This is a genomic window from Desulfosporosinus metallidurans (genome assembly GCF_001936615.1).
Taxonomy (GTDB): domain Bacteria; phylum Bacillota; class Desulfitobacteriia; order Desulfitobacteriales; family Desulfitobacteriaceae; genus Desulfosporosinus; species Desulfosporosinus metallidurans.
In genome coordinates, this window is sequence record NZ_MLBF01000066.1 from 1 (window position 1) to 21091 (window position 21091).

Here is a 21091-nt window from a genome sequence, read left to right on the forward strand (position 1 = left end):
TAAACATACATTTTTTTAATCACTAGAAATTTATGTTGTCTCCCGTGATTCAATCATGATGTCAGGTAAAAATGTTTACCATATTTACTTGTTAATCCCATATCACCTCTTTTCGTTTGATATCATTCTCCCGTACCAATTAGATTTTTAACTGAAATCCAGAGCAGAAGGTTATTTCCCATCATGATACAAAAGATTCATGGCCGGAACATGTTTCCCAGGAATTACGCAATAAGGGTATTTCACCTTTAAAAACTCAAATCACCTTTAATTACTGAATATATAGTATATCATTAATATGAATTTAGTCAATAAAGCAGTTTAAAATTTATTCCCTCAACTTTCCCATTAAATAAATTCCTCATAACGACGACTGCGGCTGCAGCGTCATTCAAGCCGGAACTGTTACCCGCCGTGACGGAACCACCCTTCTTAAAGACAGGAGACAGTTTTGCTAAGGTGCCCATAGTTGTCTCACGTGGATGCTCGTCGGTATCAAAGACTACCGTCTTGTTTTTTCCAGTGGAAATAAAGAAAGACACTGGTGGAAGCAGGCCGCTCGGAATTCCCTCAAACATGGGGGCGGATTCGAGATAAGCTTTACGCTGCCTTTGGTCAAGGAAGAACTCTCTTTAAGACGGTTATGTGGTAATTAGATATAGTAAGTGAAATATAGTCATAATTTTTTGATTTTTACTATTGCATGTTGAAAAAATAGTATGGTAAAATGCTATGACTGACTGAAAATAAAATTATAGAATATTATAAGTTTAGTCAAGAACCTTTCTCTTCGGCCGAATTAAATTCCAAATAAAAGGGGGAGTCCGATAAAGAAAGTAATTTTGTTTTTAATCTTCGTGTATCAATAATTGTTTATAATTATGAATGTGAGAAGGGGATGCCTTTATGAAAAAATTATTTAGAATTAAGAAATCGGCCATTTTTATTCTTTTCTTCGTAATATTACTTTCATTAATTGGTTGCAGTTCATTAAATGTTGCTGCCGATAAAAATCAAACCACTGCTGTTTCTGCTACTGTCCAGTCTGGTGGTTATGATTTTTCCAAACTCGATCAGTTAATGCAGCGGCATGCGGCGGAATCAGACTTAGAAGGCTTTACAATTTTGTTGAAAAAGGATGGCAAGGTAATTTTCGAGAAAGCCTATGGCAACTACAGTTTAGACCAGATGCAACCTATTGCCTCCGGGACTAAATGGCTTTCAACAAGTGTAATTATGACCTTAGTGGATGACGGGCTTCTTTCCCTGGACGACCCGGTATCCAAATACTTGCCCCAATTTACCGGGGTAACCGGTAAGGCGACGATACGCATGCTTCTGTCCCATACCTCAGGATTGCCGGATCTAAGGTATAATTTAACTCCTGTATTACTTAAGAAAGTGATGGAAAACTCTTCCTCGTTAGCGGAGAGTGTCAACATAATTGCCGAGCTGGCCAATAAATCCGGTGAAATAAATCCGGTGAAAGAGCCGGGGACTGTATTTGGCTATGGAGAACACTCCATGCAAGTAGCTGCCCGAATAGCAGAAGTAGTTTCCGGAAAACCGTGGAAAGAACTGTTTCAAGAAAAAATCGCCGGGCCTTTGGGAATGACCAATACCAACTATAACTTAAGCTATGTTAACTGGTATATATCCGGTTTGCCGAGTACTTATGGGAAACCCACAAAAACTCCTTTAATTGCTTCCGGTGCCTGGTCGAACATGCAAGATTACGATAAATTCCTAACCATGATACTCAATAAAGGTAAATATAACGGTAAACAAGTGCTTTCAGCCGATTCCGTAAGTGAAATGCTAAAAAATCAGTACGATAAGACAGAAATTATTTATTCACCCTATGGTCAATATGAATCTATAAATCCAGGTGTCTCACAAACTCGCTACGGTTTAGGTAACTGGCATGAAGTGATGGATCCCAAAACAGGTCAAGCTTTGGTGGCCAGCTGTCAGGGGGCTTTTGGGTTCAGTCCCTGGGTGGACTTCAGAAACAATGTGACTGGCGTTTTCCTGACCAAAAGCACACTAAAGGAAGTATATCCCTTTTATACTGAAATCAGAAAAGTAGTTGATGCCATCGTGTCGAGCCAACCTGCATCAACTACAAAAAATTAAAATATTAATATCTTAAACACCTTACCTTAGAATCGCTTAACAGTACTTTCTGCGACCTCCTTCTTTCCGTGTTGGATGAAAGAAACTCTTTACAGTTTCTTTCATCCATTTTTTTGTGGCCTGAGCACAGGGAAAGGAGAAGGTACATAAATCCAACCATCAGTTTGGAGTTAATACCTAAGGTTGTGTCGGGATCGTTCACTGCCGTGGTATATATTCGGTCGGGGACTGGTACTTCTCGGAATTCGTCGAACTCTTTCAGGGGGGTGGCAATATAATAAGAGGATATCTTAAGGTGTTCGGGGTCATCTTGCCTCAATACATAAAACTTTGATGATAAAAGATTTCTTTAAAATGCCCACGAATTTAAGATATCTTTCAGTAAATTATTTTAAGCGGTGGAATCTGGTATTCTCCATTTGATACTTCCGGCTTAGGGATATAAAATCGTAAAATTACATTGAAATCATCTTTCGGAGCGGGTAGCCAGTTGGATTCCTTCCCTTTGGGCCTCTCATTTTGAATATATATGTCAAGGGAACCGTCAAGATTATAGCGGATATTCTCAGTGCGATCGCCAAAGGCATAGCGGTTTATCTCATTCTCCACAAAAAAATATTCCTTATCATACAAACTTATTGACCAGAAGGCTTCTGTTGGAGGAATTTTATCAAAATGCAATATATATTTGTTCTTACCATTAAGAGTCTTACCTTCGCCGTCCATAAAGGCCCTCGCATAATAGGCCTCCTCAAGCACCAAAGCTCCAAGGCCTGTTATGGCAGCAAATGCCCTTAACTCGTAATTGTTACCGAACATACCTATTTTTTCAGTAATAACATTCCATCCATTTATCACAGTGCCTTGATTCTTAGTACTTTTATCAATACTCTCTTTTGTAGCCTTTTCAGCCCGGATAAGCCCTCTGGCAAAAGCCGGGTCTAGTTTTGTAAATGGACTGATATCCGCAGTGAGTCCAATTTCAGCAAACGTGTTTATCAAGCCGGCTTCGTCTTCCTGAGGAGGATTGTTTTTCAGTGCCACCCGCAATTTTTCCCAAAACTTTAGTTCATCAGGAACATCGGAGTCAGGATTAAGCAACCTCTCATTCTCAGACATCGGTGAGCTGGAATAATCACCGTTCAGGAACTTACTTAACGGGATCAGAGTAAATTGTTTTTGCAAAGCATTAACATCCGGAAGATCTTCTACCCCATTAACTAATATTCGTCCAATAATCCATACATTGTTGGTCGGTGCCTTGATTGCTTTGAGCTCCTCTGGTAAAGAGCCCTTCCATTGCGGCCCGACAATAACATAATCTCCTTCATTTGTCCCGGTGACACGCTGCCCAACACAATAGAAATTATTTGTATACATATCATAGAGAGCCATTACATAGTAGCGTCCATTGGTATGGGGAAGATGCATAACAATTGGTTCTGCAGCAAGATCCAGCCAGGCGGAAGAATAAAGGGTATCGTTGTTGGGTGCAACCACCTGCCTGTCTTTTGGCTTAGAAAGACGTTTATTGTGAATATATTCGTTATATGAAAAGGGTTTTAGGGACATCAGTGACCTCATTGTGTCTTCCATAATCACGATTGGACAGCCGTAAAGATAAGCCTGCTTCCCTAATTCGAAGGCTCTTTCTTCCTTAGCTTCGGTATCATGACTCAATCCAATACCTCCTTTAGGTGAACCATTACTATACTAGTTAATAGCTGCCATCCGATAGATTACGCTTTGATTCGGACGACGCGTCATAGAGGTTGAACAAGACTCATTAAATGACTTTGAAAACTGAGCGCATGTTTTAACATGCGCTCAGTCTGTTAGAAATCAGTCTTATACTCTTTCAAAAATCGTAGCAATACCTTGTCCTCCACCAATACAAGCTGTGATCAGACCAAACTGGACATCACGACGGTTCATTTCGTAAACCAACTTCGTCGTGAGGATAGCACCGGTAGCAGCGATGGGATGTCCGTGAGAAATGGCTCCGCCATTAACATTCACTTTACTCATATCCATTTTTAGTTCCCTGTCACACGCCAAAGTTTGAGCAGCAAATGCCTCGTTGATCTCAATCAGGTCAATATCTTTAAGGCTTAGTCCCGATTTTTTGAGAGCCTTTTCGGTTGCCGGCACCGGACCGATACCCATAATATTGGGGTCAACTCCTGACACGGCAAACGTGCGAACTTTAGCCAATGGTTTAAGTCCGAGGTCCTTTGCTCTTTGGGCAGACATAACGACAACTGCGGCTGCAGCGTCATTCAAGCCGGAACTGTTACCGGCCGTGACGGAACCACCCTTCTTAAAGGCAGGAGGCAGTTTTGCTAAGGTGTCCATAGTTGTCTCACGTGGATGCTCGTCGGTATCAAAGACTACCGTCTTGTTTTTTCCTGCCGGAACAGTCATCGGAACAATCTGGCTCTTATATAGCCCTTCAGCCTGAGCTTTTGCCATCTTTTGTTGGCTGGCCAAGGCAAATTCATCCTGTTCCTGGCGGCTGATTTGGTATTTATCGGCTAAATTCTCTGCGGTGATTCCCATAGGCGGGTTGCCTATTTCATCTGTCGAAAGTTGGAAACCTTGACGAAAATTCGGTGGTGTTTTACTCGTGAAATCCACATGATCCATCATATAAGGCTGTAGAGAACAGCTTTCAGTACCACCGGCTACGAATACATCACCCATTCCTGCCATAATCGCTTGTGCCGCCAAATTTACGGCGTTTAACCCGGAACCGCATTGACGATCAATGGTCAGGCCTGGAACATCCATGGGCAATCCGGCTTGCAAGAGGCATAAACGTGCAATGGCCCCACCTCCATTAAGACAATTACCAAAAATCACATCTTCAATTTCATTGGGATCAAGATCAATTCGTTGAATTACCTCTTTGATAACTTCTGCTCCATAAATATGGGGTTTAACCCGGCCTAAAGTGCCACCGACCTTTCCTATTGCTGTGCGGACAGCTGATACGATAACTGCTTCATTCATCATTTTCATAACCTCCAATTTTTGTATTAGATCGAAAAAGACTCATCTGATCTCCTATTATTCGTAGCTATAGAACCCTTTTCCGGTTTTCTTGCCCCATTCCCCTTTGACAAACTTCTCAACCATAAGAGGCGACGGTTTGTCATTTGGGTTACCGGTCTCCTGATAGCGCTCCATGGCAACATAATAGCCTAAATCAATTCCTGTTAAATCCTGTAAACGGAACGGTCCCATAGGATGACCGAGTGCATTGACCACAGCTGTATCAATTTCTTCCGGTGTGGCAATCCCCATATCTACCAAATAATAAACTTCTTTACTGATAGCTGCCAAAATCCGGTTTACTAAAAACCCATAGATTTCTTTCTTTAAGAGCACCCCAATTTTGCCAATCTTTTCACATAATTCCATGGTAATTTGGGCTGTTTCCGCAGATGTATGGGGACCTTGGACCACCTCCACCAACTTCATAACCAAGGCAGGATTAAAGAAATGCATGTTGCACACTTTGTCAGGGCGCGTGGTAGCATCGGCCACTTTGGAGCTAACAATAAACGAACTATTGGTCGCTAAAATTGCGTGAGGAGGGGTAATTCGATCAAGATCAGCAAAAAGTCTTCGTTTAATATCTATTTTCTCAACTGCCGCCTCAATAACATAATCAGCATCCCCAGCAGCCTGTTCCAAACTGTTTGTAAAACTCAGGTTTGCTAAAGCTTGGTCTGCAAGTTCTTGATTCAGTTTCCCCTTCTTCACCCGTTCCGCCAAGTAAGATCCAGCAAAGGCTTGGGCTTTATCCAACATCTCCTGACTAATGTCTGTACAAGAAACTTTAAATCCTGCCAAAGCTGCACTCAAGGAAATTTGATGCCCCATATTTCCGGCACCAATCACACAGATCTTCTTAATATCCTCTACTTTCACGTTAACAAGCACCTCCATAATATTTAAAATTTAGACCTTCATTTCAAAAAGCACTCTTTAAAATGCTTCCTCAGGAATATCAATCGCCGATGTATCTCCTTCAGCGATTACTTTAATTGTAGCCATTACATCAGGAACTACGTTTCGCACGTAGAAACGAGCACTTTGAACTTTACCTTGATAAAACGAATTGTCAGTGCTTCCAGCATCCAATTTGTCTTGCGCAATTAAAGCTTGTTGCATTAACAGACATCCACTGTATAACTCTGCCGTAACCCGCAAAATTCGGGTGGAATAGAAAGGAACCAGCTCGATATTTTGATCATAATAGTTTTCTACCGTTACCTGCAGGTTTTGATATTCCTCCAAAGCTTGAGATAATATTTGGAATTCGCGCATAAAACGAGCGTTATTCCGATTATCTTCAATAAATGCTGCCAGTTCTTCAAACCAATCTCTGAATAGTTGGCCATTTTCCAGCTTCCACTTGCGGGTAACTAAGTCCATCGACTGAATGAAATTCGTTCCTTCCCAAATAGAGAATATTTTACTGTCCCTGGCCTGGCGGGCTATCGGATATTCTTCGGAATAGCCATAACCTCCATAGACTTGAATGGCCTCAGCAACTAAATTCCAAGCTTGATCTGAACAATAAGCCTTAATAAGTGGTGTGATCACCTCAATTTGACGTTTTGCATCATGGACGTCGGATGGTTCATCACTATAGTTGATTAAGTCTATGAAATAATATGCCTTGAATATCATTGCACGCATTGCTTCCAAGGTAGCCTTTTGGGAGAGGAGCATCCGTCGGACGTCCGCATGTTGGATAATCGGCACCCGTCCTGCTTTAGGATTTTTGATGGAGCGGCCTTGGATGCGCTGTTTGGTATATTCGACTGAATTATTATAGGCGATGGCTGCTACAGCTAATGCGCCATGTCCGGTATCCACCCGAGCCGTGTTGATCATTTTGAACATCTGGGCCATACCCTGACCAAATCCTCTTTCATCGGGAGGGTCACCGATCAGGGTCCCATAGCAATCATTTTCATCGCCAAAACTGAGGACTGCTGTGGGAGAACCATTCATACCCATCTTGTGTTCGATTCCTACAGTTGTTACATCGTTAAATTCACCCAAACTTCCATCTGAATTGACGCGTATTCTTGGCACTATGAATAATGAAAGCCCTTTTGTCCCCGGTGCCGCACCTTCCACTCTAGCTAAAACCAGGTGAATAATATTCTCAGTCAGATCATGATCTCCGCCAGAAATGAAACACTTTGTCCCTTTGATCTTGTAAATCGAGGGATTATCCGTAGGATATGCCTTGGTCAACAGATCACCCACATCAGAACCTCCGCTAGTCTCGGTCAGGCACATGGTGGCTCCCCAAACCCCACTAAACATTTTCGGGGTGTATAAATCTATTTGCTCCCGGGAACCAAACGATTTGATCACCGATCCTATACCACTGCACATACTAAAAAACATCGTCAGTGCAGTATTGGAAGCAGCCATAAATTCATGTACCGCTCCATACAGAGTCTCCGGAAGGGCACTTTCGTCCTCGACATCCTTATTTGTGGCTCCCCAACCGTTCTCTCGCATAAACTTGTAAGCTTCATGATAGGAAGGCGGTACCGTGACACGCCCATTTTTGAATACTGTCTTGATCGTATCTCCGTCATCGTTTGTCGGAGCCATTACATCCTTACAGGCTTTAAGAGCCTGGTCAAGAATCTGATCCACATCATCAATATTCAAAAAGTCTCTAAAACGTCTCAAATTAATTATTTTAGGAAAATCCAACCATTCCTTAATAATAAATTTATGTTCACGGTTAGAGTAGATAAAGTTACTTCCCAATTCAGCATTCTCCTTTCTGTCCTGGAATCTAGCCAACCCGCGACCCTTATACGGTACAGTCAACTTGAAAACAATTCACTTGGTAAACCATAGCCAATTACATTGGCTACATGACCCTCTGATTATTTCAATAGCAAACTGTATGCCTCAGATACATTACTCATTTCAACTTCTAGATAACTAGAGCTATATTTTGGACAACTTGGGAATTGCTTTCAAGATTTTGAAGACAAGCGGCTACTTCCTGAGTTGCTGCTGCTTGGGTAAGGGCAACATCCGATAACTCTTGAATCTTATTTAAAAGATGATCTACCATAGTATTAATTGAAGAAATAATCTTTTTCGTATCACTGACTGATTTCGAGCTATTCTCTGCCATCTTACGGATCTCATCCGCTACAACTGCAAAACCTCTCCCGGATTCACCTGCTCTTGCTGCTTCAATAGCTGCATTAAGTCCTAAGAGTCTTGAATTTGAGGCAACATGATTAATAAAATCCAGAATACGATTTGTTTGCGTAATTAGTTGTACTATCTCTTGAGTTTCACTTAAAGCTTCTGCAACGTTATTGGATAAACAAACTGCCGAAAAGGATATTTCATCCGTCGAGGCAGAAAGCTCTTCTGCAGATGATGAAATTTCTTCAATTGCTTTTTGCAGATTATTCTGATTCTCTAAACTCAGCGACAGAGTTAGCGTTCCAATAATATTTCCTTCTTTATTCGGTATGGGTACAGTAGTTGATTTAAACTCTGATCCATAAACTTCTTTAGGTACAATTTTAGTTACTGGGACACCTGTTTTAATGATTGAAGGAATGATACTATTTTCGGGGAAAGGTTTCCCCTCCCATTGACCAGGACCATCATGGCCTGTCCTAATATTACGCAAAAAAACCTCTTTATTGGTAATTGATATGGCATTGAATATAACGAGTGCCTTATTAAATGTCGCTGCAACATCCCCATAAGTTTCAAGTAATTGGTCATCGCTAAGATTATAAGATTTTTCATTACTCACAAGCAGCGCCTCTTTCTATGGATTTCCGTTGTTCAAGGACACAGGCGAAAGAGTCATGATAAAAAGGCTCGAAACTCTACCTCTTGCAAATAAATCTGTATAAAATGTAAAGAATATAACTATATTTTGAAACGCTGATTTGAACCTGTTTAGAAAGCTGTTTCCGGAATATCTATGGCTGATGTATCAGCTTCTTTAATAACCTGCACCGTCGCCATTACATCCGGCACAATATTGTTTACATAAAATTTTGCAGTTTGAATTTTTCCATTATAAAAGTCCTGGTCATCATTGCCTTGAGTAAGTTTTTCTTGCGCTACTAATGCTTGCTGCATCAGCAAGTAACCCCCAAATAGTTCGGCAGTGATTCTCAATATTCTCGTACTATATAACGGAACTAATCGAATATTTTCCTTATAGTAGCTTAAAACGGTATCATAAACTTCCCGATAGGCTAGCAATGCTTTTTCCAGCAACTCGAACTCGCGGGCAAAAGTATCGTGATTACGATTAGCTTGTATGAATTTATCGATCTCCATCAGCCATTCTTTGAAAACAGTACCGTTATTAAGACTCCACTTACGTCCCACAAGATCCAGCGACTGTATGAAATTGGTTCCTTCCCAAATGGAATAAATCTTGACGTCCCTAGCTTGACGTGCCACAGGATATTCCTCGGTAAATCCATAACCGCCGAAAACTTGAATGGCTTCGGTAATCATTAACCAAGCTTGGTCTGAACAATAGGCCTTGACCAAAGGGGTAATAACTTCGATAGAGCGTGCAGCAGCACTGATGTCAGCAGGATCGTCACCGAACTTGATTAAGTCCAAATAGTAGAAGCCTTTATAAATGATGGCACGCATAGCTTCTATTGTGGCCTTCTGAGTGATCAGCATTCGACGAATATCTTCATGTTGGATAATGGGAACCCTATTCCCTTTGGGATTGTTAAAGGGTCGACCTTGAATACGTTCCTTGGCATAATGAACTGCATTGTTATAAGCTACCGTGGCAACTGCCAAAGCACTGTGCCCAGTATCCATCCGCGAGTTATTAATCATCATAAACATTTGAGACATACCCTGACCGATCCCTTTTTCGTCCGGCGCTTTGCCTAAAAGAAAACCGCGGCAATTGCCCTCTTCTCCAAATGAAAGCACAGCTGTGGATGAACCCCTAAGACCCAATTTGTGCTCAATCCCAACGGTTGAAACATCGTTGGATTCCCCTAAGCTGCCGTCTTCATTAATCCAGATCTTGGGAACGATGAACAAAGATAAACCTTTTGTGCCAGGGGCCGCACCGTCCACACGAGCTAGTACCAAGTGAACGATGTTTTCAGTAAGATCATGATCACCTCCGGTTATAAAGCATTTTGTCCCTTTTAGCTTGTAGATTTTCGGATCATCTGTCGGATAGGCCTTAGAAGTCATATCCCCTACATCAGAACCACCTCCAGGTTCAGTTAGACACATTGTGCCTTCCCAAACACCTTCAAACATTTTCGGAGTAAAGAATTCGATTTGTTCAGGAGATCCGAACGCCTTAATTACAGCAGCTACACCGCCGCACAACCCAACATAAGGGGCCAATGAGGGATTAGCTCCAAGCGTAAATTCACGGACAGCTTCGCTCAGCAGGCCGGGAAGTGTCCCTTCTCCATCTTCATCCAGGTTACTTGCTCCCCACCCATTTTCTTGTAAAAAATCGTAAGCTTTCTTGAAAGATGGCGGCAATTTAACTTTTCCATCCTTAAAGATCGCTCCAATTGTGTCTCCGTCATCATTGGTTGGAGCTACAACGTCCCTGCAAACTTTTAAGGATTGATCAAGAATTCCGTCGACATCATCGATGGAGAGGTAGTCCCGAAAGCGTTTTAACCCCAGAATCTTCTCTCCGTCCAACCATTCCTTGATAATGAATTTGTGATCCCTGTTGTTGTAAATATAGTTACTGGCCAAAATGTTCATCCTTTCACTTTTGTAATTTGTATTACAAAAATCCAATATACTTTGGTTACTCTTCCCCTGCCTAAACGCTATCTCCCTTGGAAATTTGCCGGTCTTTTTTCCAAGAAGGCTTTCATGCCTTCTTTTTGATCTTCTGTAGCAAAAAGAAGATTAAAACATTTATTCTCATACTGCAGACCTGTCTCCAGATCCATCTTGAGTCCTTCGTTCACAGCGGATTTTGCCATACTTAAGGCCACCGCACCTAGAGCGGCGAAACGTTTCGCCATTTTCTTAGCTTCAATAAAAAGTTGATCTACCGGCACAACTTTGTTGACTAGTCCGATACGCCATGCCTCTTCAGCACTAATAAAATTCCCTGTAAAAATCATCTCTTTTGCTCTGCCGACACCGATCAAACGTGGCAGACGTTGAGTTCCACCCGCACCAGGTAAAATGCCCAGTTTAATTTCCGGCAATCCGAATTGAGCATTGTCCGCAGCGATACGAACGTCTGCCGCCAACGTTAGTTCACACCCACCACCAAGTGCAAAACCAGCGACCGCAGCGATGACGGGCTTAGGCATATTTTCTATTATGTTTATAGCTCTTTGCGAGGGTCGGTCACTATTCATCACCTCTACCGCTGTAGCAGCAGCCATCTGACCGATATCTGCACCTGCTGCAAATACTTTTTCACCTCCTGTTATGATCACAACACGTACAGAAGGGTCTGCAGACAGAGTTGAAGCTGCCTCCGCTATTTCATTGAAGACCTGATTACTCAACGCATTTAGCACCATGGGACGATTCAGCGTAATGGTAGCTATTCCTTCTTCGATTTGTACAATTATTGTTTCGTAAGCCATTCGTACTGCCTCCTAGTTAGTATTTATTTGCTCGTCTCATACAGCGCTTAATCTTCAATCACATGCCTTTTAACAATCTTTCAGGGCCCCCCGTATTTTTTATACACAAAAATCATGCCACCTCACAATAACTCTCCAGTACACACAACCTTAGCTGCCAACACTTAAGTTTTAAGTTTATGCAACACTACTGAGCTAAAAGCGAGACCTTACTTGCCAATAAAATCAGCCTCAACAGCATCAAAGGTTTTGGTTAAAGAAACGAATATTGGTTCCAGCAATTCCGGTGCAGTGTTTTCAGGCCCGTCTGCCGGTGTATGGAAATACATGTGCCCGTTAAAGATACCGAATGCATTGTATCCTTTTTTCAGTATGCCATCTACTTCTCCAGCGTTGTTCCCGTTTGAGGTCGGGATAAAGCTCTTGGCATCTGCGAAGGAAGTTTGCAGAGTGGAGAGGAGTTGCGGGCTGCAAACCAAACTTTGTTCCTTTGGTTCCCGAGGAACTTTTTCCATGCTGTCAGGTGTTTGCTTCCAAGACCAGGTTCCTATTGACGCACCCAAGTGCAGCCATGTTGCTACGTTCTCAGGTTTGGGTGCCAAGTTCTCCATGTATCTATCCATTCCTACGTAAAATCTCTCGTGACCCGAAGTTGCCACGAAAATAAAACTTACGTTGTGTTGTTTCTGTCCGACCCACCTGGCCAGGTTAAGAAACAATGATACTCCAGGGCCTCGTTCGCCCCCGCTTTGAAACCAACCGCTTGTAGGAGTGGAAACCACTATGCATTTTTGTCCGTTTCCAATCTTGCCGATGACATTTTGTGTTTTTGCCTTTGCTTCAAACGTTACGTTTAGCTTTAGAGATACTTCTTCACTTTTCTCTATTGCTAAGAGCAGTGTCTTCTCGTCTTTGGGGGATACCTGGATAACAGGAATAGGTTGTTCTTTCTCATTTAACTTAACGTTAATAGCCCAGATTTCCGGTGAAGGAGCTTCTTGCACTGCGATAACTGCCTTTGCACCTGCCTTTGCCGCATCTCCGATTAGATCAATATGATCTTTACCTAGGGTTAAATAGCCCCACGCCCTGGGGAATGTAACAAGGGCTATGCTGCCCTTCAGATTATCCTGATCTGCACCTTTCTGCATTTTTACCAAAAGTGCCTTTATAGTTTCATAACCGGTACTTTTAACAGGCCACAGCGGGAAACAATCCACCTGTTTTCCGGATACCGTCAAGCTTTTCTCTTTAATAAAATACTGGGGAATGTCAAACGTCTGTAATTCAGTCGTAAACCCTGCTTTTTTCAATTCATCGCGAATCCATTGTGCGGTTTTGGTGTCAACTTCAGTTGCCGTTCTGTGGTCACCCATCTGAGCGTATGTAACCACATCTTGATACAAACTCTGACCTGTTATTTTTATAGGTTCTTTAATTAACATTTATTGTTTTCTGGCCTATACCTTGGCTGCACCCCGATAGAATCAAAGCATAAGCCTTCATTGAATGCAGCAATACTGACCCTTTCCATAAGCCCTCTCCTTGTTAATGATCCTCTATGAATTTTTTGTATTACTAACATAGTTTGATTTTCATAATTGAGATTTTAGCTTTTCTTTATCTACGGAGCAGTCCAGCCGTTTAATTTCCAGCCCTTTGTCTAATAACACTACTGATGGCACTTTTACAATATTATATTTATGAGCCAAATTTTTCTTGGTGGCCATATCCACTTTTACAACTTTATAGCTATTCGAGAGTTCTAGGTTTACTTCTTCCAATAAGGTGATAAATTCCACGCTCTCACTATTTAAAGCATTGTAAAAGAGTAGTAAAACTTTTTTCTCACTTTGCAATACCTTAGTATTAAAAACATTCTGTTCTTCAATATACCGTTCCGCCACTACTGCTGCTATGGCCCCATCCCCAGCTGCTGTTACAACTTGTCTTAAATATTTAACCCGATTGTCTCCTACCGCGTATACTCCTTCGAGATTCGTTTCCATCATTTCATTGACAGGAATATATCCTTTCTCGTCCATCTCGATGCCACTATCTTTAAGAAAATGGGTCGAAGGAATCATGCCCACAAAGAAAAAGACACCCTGACAAACAAGTTCAGTAGAATCCCCCGTTTTTAAGTTCTTAATTTGAACTCCTTTTACATTATCCTCGCCTAAGACCTCTTCAATGGTAGAGTTCCAGATAAACTCCATCTTTTCATTTTGGGATGCTCTTTCAGCACTGACTTTATTGCAATCAAGAATTCCTTCATCATGGAGTACAATCACAGTTACTTTACGAGCGTACTTTGTAATGTACATTCCTTCTTCAATGGCTTGATCCCCGCTGCCAACAACAATAACGTCTTCCCCTTCAAAGAATTCCGCATCACAGGTGGCGCAATAGGCCACACCATTGCCTTGAAGCTTTTTTTCACCGGGAATATTCAGCAGTCTAGGTTCGCTGCCACAGGCTATGATCACTGCTTTGGCATTTAGCTCTCTACCTTTTTTAGTCTTAACTAATTTTTCTTCCTGTGAAAAATCTACGCTAATAACTTCGTCTTTTAAAAATCCCACGCCAAAACTATCTGCATGATATCTAAAGTCCTCCATTAGATCCGGTCCGGTGGTATGGGTATATCCGGGATAGTTTACAATTTCTCTGGTAGTATTTGCCAAACCGCCTATGGAACCTTTATTAATAACTATTGTTTTGAGTCTAGCCCTTCCTCCATAAACGGCAGCAGCTAAACCTCCCGGGCCCCCACCTATAATGAGCAACTCGTAATTATCAGCCATTTAATAGTACTTCCTCCATAGTTTCTTTTGAACGAAAGACTTACCCAATCACTTCAGCTATTTTAGCTTCAACTTGCTCGTCTTCAACTTTTCCAGTTATTTTTCCCTTGTATTCTCCATTATTAAAAAATAGAATCTGGGGAACCCCTTTTAAAGAAAAGCGTTGATACAAAGCTTTATTTTCTTCGACATCGACATGATAAAAACCAAAGTTCCCATCATACTTAGGTGCTAACTCCTCCAAAACCGGAACAACTTCTTTACAAACATGACATGTTTTTCTTGAGAAAACTGCCAGACAAGGTTCACCATTATCATAGATAATTTCCTCAAAACTTTTTGAATTTAATTGTTGTAAAGACATTCACTTATACCCCATTCATCATCGATTTATTTTCATATGATTTTTAATAGTCTTTGGTAAATATCTGATAGGCCGGAGCTCCTTCGCATTGTGCCGGCATACGCACACCGCCAACAACCGCTACCGTCGGTGCAAAGTCAACTTCACGAATCATCCGTTCAGTGTATACACCTGATTTCAATCCTACACCTGCTCCAATAAAGATCGGTGATACCGACGTATCTGCAAAACCATAGGTTGTTGATAATGAATCACAGTGATCATAGTTATATCCCTCTGCCAACCAAAAGAGTATATCACCTGATTCCGGCCCGCCTAATCCTAAGAGAATAGCATCTCTGTTTCTTAAAGCCATAGCAATGATACGTTTTCCTGTTTTCTTATCTTTATAGCCATATAGATCGGTCATGATTTGTTCTTCCAGCTCATATTGATCCTCAGGATTGACAATGCCATGAGGATAGCGACCTTTTATATTGAGATAAATATGATTTGCTCGGGTAGCGACAGCTTTTGTGCGATTCCAGTCGATTTCATATAGATCATTTCCGTTCTCATCTTTTAATACTTCTGTATACCCGAGTTCCCGCATTATCGGTACCATTGTACCTTTTGTATCCCCGATTAATGGGACATCATGTTCCGGACAAACCTGCGCATGATCGGAAATAATGAAAACTGTCCATTCTTTATCCAAAAGGTGTAGGAATTGTCCTATATAATTGTCAGTCTGGATATAAACATCTTCTAAATATTGTTGGAAGACATTTCCTTCTTGTCCTTTATGCCCTTTTTTCATGTATTTGATGATTAAATGGCCTTCTAAATCCACATTGTGAAAGTGTGTGAAAATAACATCATAACGATCTTTTTCAATAAAATAATTCAAGGTATCGCCATACCATTTCCCCATATTATCCCAACTTGCCAACATGCATTTCTTAAACAAATCTGAGTTATTTCCTCCGGCAAGGCTTAACGGCTGCGGATAACCAACATTCTCACAAACTTCTTTAAACAAGCTTTTGGGATGCCAGACTGAATCGGCCGAAATATTCATAGCTGAAGAACACCAAAGTTTTAAACGGGTTCCATCCTCTGCCAACTCTAAAACCCTCATGCAACGATTTGCTAAACAAACACCATTATCCTTTGCCGCTTCATCTACAATATTTGGCGTAAATACATCAGGTTTCAAAACAACAATCGGTTCAGCTTCTTTTTTGTTCTTATAAATTGCTATTTTATCGTAAACGCCTTGGGGATTTTTGAGAATTAAGCATGGTCTTCTGATCACGCCCTCGGAATGAAGCAGTATAAATTCTTTCGCTCCTTCAGGCGCATTAGCCCATCCAGCAGCTTCTTTTACCGGAGAGACTTGTACATCGAAAACACTGTCACTAGCTCCGCCTTCCTCATCCCCATTCAAAATAACGACCTTTCTTTGCTTGGCTACAATTTTAGATGCGTCAGCTTGTTTCTTACCCTCAATAGCTTTCAAATCCGTGAGCATACAGGGCACATCACCATCATTGGTAGCAGAATTTCTATAGTCAACTTCGGGGGTCTTAACATCAGCAATGATAAACTTTTCTTTATCAACTTTAGCCACACCGATATTTGGCGCTCCCGGTTGTGTCCCATCTACCACATGCAAATTAGGATTATTGGAAGTTGGGGGCCATGCACTCCCCGGCCAATGCCATACTAACGTTCTTTTTCCTGCTTCCGCAAATACGTTCCACAACTGCTCCGCTTTACAGTGTGCGGATGATAAATTGTATTCAGTGATATCTAAAGACTCAGCTGATTGTCTGTCAAAACCGGTAATACCATGCGTGTATGGATGAGCGCCGGTTGATAAAGTAGTCCACATAGGAGGTGTTACTGTCGGTTGGCCACCTAACATAACTAAATCTTCTCTGGCCACACCACGTTCAATAAATTTTTTAGTATTAGGCATTTTACCTTCATCAACAAATTTTCTTGTCAATCTCGGATCGAGACCATCTATTCCCAGGATAAGTATTTTATTGGATAATGCTGTTCTTTCCAAACTCATTAATAGTCCCTCCAAAACAAATTTATTATCTATTTGTTGGATTTCTCTCTTTCATCCAGGCCTGTGGCGAGAAAAATTCGATATGGATGTATCAAAACATCCCCTTTGAGTTGATAGTCATAGAGGTAAACGAAATGGCAGATTAGTCAAGAAGCCCAAGCTTCTGGCTGATCCTCGCCGCCTCACCAAGGTAGAAAGCCCTGGCATTACTGTTAAAAGTGTTAAGTCCCAACGCCTGAAGAGAGAATATCTTCATTTCCAATGCCTCCTGATTGTCCGGTTGCACACTTATGACTATCTCGCAAAGTTCCAGAGCCAACTGGTGCAGATCCTCATCCTGTTTTTGGGCAGCCTTCATTAGTATTTTTTCCGGCCCTCCGGCCATATCGATTAATTCCGTATTTCTTTCTTTAGCCGGCAATGGCTCAAGCCAGGTGGGGTTTCCCTCGAACCAACCGGAATAAATTCTGAAAACTCCTTCTACAGCCCAGCTCACCTTGCCGTAAAGCTCCAAGAGGTAAGACTTGTTGGCTAAATGTTCTGGCAAAGAAGTTATAGAACTCCTCATTTCTTCCAGCGTTTTTCCCTTGTTTAAGGCCTTTACCACCTCGTCGTCAATAAACTTTACGGCATCTCGATAGTCACGTAAAACCTCAGCTGCTTTTTCTTTGCCCTTGATGGGCTCAGTGTGGCTGGGTACTAAGTAACGTGGTTCCAGAAGCATGGCCTGCTCTAAGCTTTTATACCACTTGTAGGCTGAACGCACTATTTTCATAGGGCTAGAAATATTGGGGAATGAAGCATAATATAGGTCACCGCAGCAAAGCAATTCCAGTTGAGGTACCCAAACCATGAGGTGATCCGATGTTTCACACTCTATATGGTAAATTTTAAAGTCCAGCCCACCTAAGCTAAACATAATACAATCATCAACCAGCAGGTTGGGCAGTACGAGTTTTTCATCTCCAGGCTTGTCTGGGATAATCTTAATATGTCTATGACTCACCGGAAGGTCAAAATTATACTGGAGAATATTCTGCCGCATATCCTTGCCTTTAAGCCTTCGCCCATACTCCAGCCAGTCCATAAACTCTCTGTGAGCGATCACGTCGGTGTCGGGGCAAACAAACTCAGCTGTACCCATCCAGTGATCTCCGTGACAATGAGTATAAATAATCTTTTTGACCGGCTTGTTTAATAACTCACCCAGATCCGCTTTTATTTTCCTGGCCACCCTTCGACTGTCTGAAGTATCAACAATAACCAGTCCCTCTTCGGTGTCAAAAATAATTACGCTGCCCATCCCATAATTTATTGCAACGTAGACACTATCACATACCTTTTCAATTTTGGGAGTACCACTAATTAACTTAAAATTTTCTATAGTTTTAGTAACTTTTGGGTCAATATGGATTTTATTAAGATTTTTTTCGAGAATACTCATACTCAATCTAATCCTCCATGATTTTCCGGTTTTAGGGTTTTGATGATCCTTATTAGTGAACTTATTCCCATATCAACTCGGGCTTTAGAGTCTAATGTCTAATGCCTAATGCCAAATCCTTATTTCGCAAAAGAATTGCAGAAGCTATTGTGTTTAGGTCGAAACAAAGGCGTCTGAAAATACTGCTTAAACCTACAGGATGATTAACTGCTTTTTAACGAACTATTTTTATAAAAATTACTTACGAGATGCTTGATTCATTTCCATAATTTTCATCAGGACTCTCCGGCCAAGTGCACTGGGTGGGTCAAATCGTCTTATGAACTTTTTCTGGTCGTCGGTGGGAGGTAATAGCTCGGTTAAATCCGGCGATATTTTGAGCTTCCAGGGAATATCCTGCTGCACATCTTGCACTGTTACCCCCGGCATTATCGCAGCCAGGTACATTTCATGGGTATCCTTGTCAAAGCGGAAAAGCCCTTTGGTGCTGATCAGAGCTGCTGGTCCTCCAGGAATATGGAAATGCCCGCTTTCCTCTCGTGCTTTTCCACCGGTTATAAATCCTGAACTGCACAGGTAATCCAACTTTTCCACAAACTTACCACTACGCATGGTCAGGATTACTTTTCGTGAGTAAGACAGGAATTCCGGCGCTCCTCCGGCCCCAGCCATGATCATCCTAGGCTTAGCATAATCACCTAAAATCGAGGAATTAAGATTTCCGTACTTATCCACCTGACCAACACCCAAGAAGCTCACATCCACAAAGCCCCTGTTTAGAATGACACTGAAGATGTCCAGTATGTCACAACTGTAGGAATAGCTTTTTAAAGCGGTGGGATCGGCTATGTGGATGGGCGACGAGACTGGCGTATAGTCCACCATCCCAGCCTCTGTCAATAATATTGCATTCGGAGTAAAAAATTCTTTGGCTAGTATAGCAGCCACCGTTGGAAATCCCTGTCCGGTGACTACTACATCTCCGTCCTCAATTTCCTGCGCTGCGGTGATCAGCATAAATTCCGTGGGATTGTATGAAAAACCCATCAGTCTACCCCCAGCAATATTTTTTCTAATTCTTCATCCCCTGCGCCGGAATTAACTGCCTCGGCAAGTTGGTTAAACACATCAAACTTGAGTCCGATAATTTTTCCGTAATCATTCTCATCGAAGTGCCCATGGGTTTGACCACCATCTTTAACCGTGCCACTAAACTTCAATGGAACCCTGAATCGGGCCAAAGCATCAGCGCCAAAAACTTCTTTGTATTTTTCTAGGTACTCACGGCGTGAGGCAACTCCATATACCCAGGAATCCAGCCATTTTTCGACCCCATCAGTCCCTTTAGACATGCTGAAAACCATTCTGCTTCTAAAAGGAAAATCAAAAGAGTAATAGCCGCAAAGTTCCATAGGGTGCGCCCCCCAAGGCTCGTGAATAACCGCGTCTACCATAAAGTTGGGAATTATCGTGTATTCCCTGCTTTCTCTGATCTCCAGATTATCAACTATTTCCTCAACAGAAACAATTATCTTGTCTGCGGCCATAGCGGCCCATTTGGTATTGCCATTGGCTCCCCAGTACTGGACGTTTCCAGATCGATCAGCTCTTTGAGCGTGCAATATAGACACATTAGGCCTGAGTGCCGGCACTAGCAGAAGATCGTTTCCTGAAAAAGGGCATTTGCTTACCTTGAATTTTTGTTCGCCGGCAAATCTCCTTTTATTAAAGATATCACTATGGATAAGAGAAGGCAGGACAATGGCACAGCTGTTCCCTTTCGCTCCTGCCTCCAACATCGAGAGCAGGCTGTAGTTAGAGTACTCCTCCATTTCTACCTTACCACTCCGCATAGCACCTTCCAATTGACTTTCCTTGATGCCGGGGGGTCTGGCTACAAAAGCTGTCATCACCCTTCTCAGACAGCCACCGGCGATCAGCACTTCGATTTCATCCAAACCGCTCTGATTTACGTAGGTCAGGTCTTTTTTGTGCTGCCTGATAATCTCGTGGATGAGGGCGAAAGGGGCTCCGGTTATGAAATTGGCTTCTGATATTGTGTCGCCGTCATGTACGTAATGGGAAACTGCTTCTTTAGCTGTCATGATCTTATCTGGCCTCTTTTTTCCTGTAAGCATATTTCCTCCAAATAATTAAGATTTTTTCCTGTACTCATAAAGTACGAGGGTAGAAGGTTTTGCAGATACATACTAAATTTTTTTTGCAATTCCTTATGACATTTTTTCATTCACACCTCCTGATTTTGAAGTAAATTTACTACTGAACATATTCTATATCATTATTATATATTTAGTCAATAATTGATTGCAGAATATTTTTAAATAATTTTTACGGTATAAGACGTATAAGTAGAAATAAGGTGGTGCTGCAGAACTACTACGAAGTAGTTAGCAACACCACCTTGTTTTTTGTAACGGATTCATACAAGGTGTTAACACTTCGAACTTAAATGGTCAAAACCCATTGAGAATGTCCACTATTTTGTATAATTCTTAACATAAAATTTTTCATGTTTACAAAGTACACGCTAACTGCGCGTCTTTTGGGACGCGCAGTTAGCGTTTTAATCATTCTCTGATTTAAGGCTTAATTCGACTGTTCAATTTC

At 41.7% G+C, this 21091-nt stretch carries 15 protein-coding genes and 1 pseudogene; 1 reads left to right on the forward strand and 15 read right to left on the reverse strand.

Annotated elements, in window-relative coordinates:
• Positions 1-362 precede the first annotated feature (362 nt).
• A pseudogene (locus tag DSOL_RS27615) lies at positions 363-521 on the reverse strand (thiolase family protein); the annotation flags it as partial.
• Positions 522-906: 385 nt separating this feature from the next.
• On the opposite strand from DSOL_RS27615, the gene DSOL_RS22795 reads away from it, so the two are divergent.
• Entirely contained in the window at positions 907-2136 is a 1230-nt protein-coding gene (locus DSOL_RS22795; RefSeq protein WP_075367053.1) for a serine hydrolase domain-containing protein, read from the forward strand.
• Positions 2137-2514: 378 nt separating this feature from the next.
• On the opposite strand, the gene DSOL_RS22800 is transcribed toward DSOL_RS22795, so the two are convergent.
• From DSOL_RS22800 to DSOL_RS22865, 14 genes are all read right to left on the reverse strand, one after another.
• Positions 2515-3816 (reverse strand): DUF1254 domain-containing protein, encoded by a 1302-nt coding sequence (locus tag DSOL_RS22800; protein WP_075367054.1) that lies wholly within the window; start codon positions 3814-3816, stop codon positions 2515-2517.
• 168 nt (positions 3817-3984) lie between these two features.
• Positions 3985-5148 carry a thiolase family protein gene (locus DSOL_RS22805; protein WP_170871596.1) on the reverse strand — a complete coding sequence of 388 codons (1164 nt, stop codon included), beginning with the start codon at positions 5146-5148 and terminating at the stop codon, positions 3985-3987.
• 57 nt (positions 5149-5205) lie between these two features.
• Entirely contained in the window at positions 5206-6072 is an 867-nt protein-coding gene (locus DSOL_RS22810; RefSeq protein WP_075367056.1) for a 3-hydroxyacyl-CoA dehydrogenase family protein, read from the reverse strand.
• A gap of 57 nt (positions 6073-6129) precedes the next feature.
• Entirely contained in the window at positions 6130-7944 is a 1815-nt protein-coding gene (locus tag DSOL_RS22815; protein WP_075367057.1) for an acyl-CoA dehydrogenase family protein, read from the reverse strand.
• A 172-nt stretch (positions 7945-8116) separates the two neighbouring features.
• Positions 8117-8965, reverse strand: coding sequence for a methyl-accepting chemotaxis protein (locus DSOL_RS22820; protein ID WP_075367058.1), 849 nt, complete (start codon positions 8963-8965; stop codon positions 8117-8119).
• A 149-nt stretch (positions 8966-9114) separates the two neighbouring features.
• On the reverse strand, positions 9115-10929 hold the full coding sequence (locus DSOL_RS22825; RefSeq protein WP_075367059.1) for an acyl-CoA dehydrogenase family protein: 1815 nt from the start codon (positions 10927-10929) through the stop codon (positions 9115-9117).
• A 77-nt stretch (positions 10930-11006) separates the two neighbouring features.
• Positions 11007-11786, reverse strand: a complete 780-nt coding sequence (locus DSOL_RS22830; protein ID WP_075367060.1) for an enoyl-CoA hydratase/isomerase family protein — start codon at positions 11784-11786, stop codon at positions 11007-11009.
• Between the two features lie 209 nt (positions 11787-11995).
• On the reverse strand, positions 11996-13231 hold the full coding sequence (locus DSOL_RS22835; RefSeq protein WP_075367061.1) for a hypothetical protein: 1236 nt from the start codon (positions 13229-13231) through the stop codon (positions 11996-11998).
• Between the two features lie 150 nt (positions 13232-13381).
• Positions 13382-14593, reverse strand: a complete 1212-nt coding sequence (locus tag DSOL_RS22840) for an FAD-dependent oxidoreductase (RefSeq protein ID WP_075367062.1) — start codon at positions 14591-14593, stop codon at positions 13382-13384.
• Between the two features lie 40 nt (positions 14594-14633).
• A complete protein-coding gene (locus DSOL_RS22845) occupies positions 14634-14957 on the reverse strand; it encodes a thioredoxin family protein (protein WP_075367063.1) in 324 nt (107 codons plus the stop codon).
• 43 nt (positions 14958-15000) lie between these two features.
• Complete coding sequence (locus DSOL_RS22850; RefSeq protein WP_235838966.1) at positions 15001-17019, reverse strand: alkaline phosphatase family protein; 2019 nt, start codon at positions 17017-17019, stop codon at positions 15001-15003.
• A 142-nt stretch (positions 17020-17161) separates the two neighbouring features.
• Positions 17162-18463: an alkyl sulfatase dimerization domain-containing protein gene (locus DSOL_RS22855; protein ID WP_075367064.1), complete on the reverse strand. Its 1302-nt coding sequence runs from the start codon at positions 18461-18463 to the stop codon at positions 17162-17164.
• Positions 18464-18700: 237 nt separating this feature from the next.
• Positions 18701-19510 carry a CoA-transferase subunit beta gene (locus DSOL_RS22860; protein WP_075367065.1) on the reverse strand — a complete coding sequence of 270 codons (810 nt, stop codon included), beginning with the start codon at positions 19508-19510 and terminating at the stop codon, positions 18701-18703.
• A complete protein-coding gene (locus tag DSOL_RS22865; protein WP_083642948.1) occupies positions 19510-20601 on the reverse strand; it encodes a CoA transferase subunit A in 1092 nt (363 codons plus the stop codon). The genes DSOL_RS22860 and DSOL_RS22865 overlap by 1 nt, the downstream gene beginning before the upstream one ends.
• Positions 20602-21091: the final 490 nt, after the last annotated feature.